2 protein-coding genes are annotated in these 1,201 nt (G+C 44.1%); one reads left to right on the forward strand and one right to left on the reverse strand.

All coding sequences use genetic code 11. The annotated features are described in order from the left end of the window. Nucleotides 1–423 (reverse strand): aldehyde dehydrogenase family protein (locus A3739_RS18255; RefSeq protein WP_156502676.1); only part of this gene is annotated, 423 nt, incomplete at its 3' end. A gap of 225 nt (nt 424–648) precedes the next feature. On the opposite strand from A3739_RS18255, the gene A3739_RS18260 reads away from it, so the two are divergent. Beyond that, a partial coding sequence (locus A3739_RS18260) for a gamma-glutamyl-gamma-aminobutyrate hydrolase family protein (RefSeq protein WP_068502340.1) occupies nt 649–1,201 on the forward strand: 553 nt, incomplete at its 3' end.

Raw genomic sequence — 1,201 nt, forward strand, 5'->3', positions numbered from 1 at the left:
ACGCTGCACCAACATTTTTTTATCTGGGCTGACAGCAGGAATCACATCGCCATAAACACGCTTCGCTTCTTCTGCAAACCACTCAATATACGATGCGGCGTAATTCACCTCTGCATAGGATTCACTAAGCGGTTTACCCGACTCCAAGGTCATAATTTCGGCCAGCATATCCGCAGATTGCTGAACCAACTGAAACCATTTGATCAACAAGCCATGGCGCTCAACGGAGGTTTTGCTCTGCCATGAATTTAAAGCTTGATGCGCGGCATCAACGGCTTGCGTCGCATCTTGCGCATCGCAGTCAGAAACCCTAGCAATACATTTTGCAGTACTCGGATCGACTACTTCATATGTTTTTCCACTGCGGCTGTCTTTCCAGCTACCACCAACATAACTCTGGGTGAACTGTATCGAGATCGGCATCCATCAACCTTTATCTATCAATCAAAAATGTTTATGTCGTACAGATATCTGAACAACAGAGGTGTATAATCTTTTGAACGCAGTATAAATTATTTTGAACGTCAAACAAGTATGGACAACTCGTTTTGAGAGACGATTAAAACCGTATTTGCATCTCTTAATGGCTTTTCATGGTGTAAAAAATATTTTATGCTCCGTACATTAAAGCAAACAACAGGTCATTTTATGGGTTCCTCCAGTAAAAAACCGCTCGTTGGCGTCATTAGTGATGTTAAAGTGATTTCGCCGCATCCATTCCATATCGCGGGAGACAAGTATTTACGTGCTCTCGTTGAAGCTGCTGATGTCGTACCAATCATGATCCCTGCTCTGAATGACATCATGGACATCACACATTGGACAGAGCACTTAGATGGCGTATTTCTAACAGGCGCCTACTCAATGGTTAACCCTTCTCTCTACGGTGAGTCAAAAATTGACGCCGACTTCGACTACGATGATCAACGAGATAATCTTAGTCGCGCACTCATTCAAAACATGCTTAAAGAAGACAAGCCTTTGTTCGCCGTTTGCCGTGGTTTGCAAGACATAAACGTTGCGTTAGGTGGCTCGCTTCATCAAAGCCTTCACGAAGTTGAAGGAATGAATGATCACCGCGAAGATAAAAACGCACCACTAGCTGAACAGTATGCGGATACGCACTCAGTCACGCTCAACGAAGACGGTATAATGCGCAAGATTACGGGACGAAATGATATCCTCGTGAACTCCCTGCATA

This window comes from Oleiphilus sp. HI0067, from assembly GCF_001635735.1.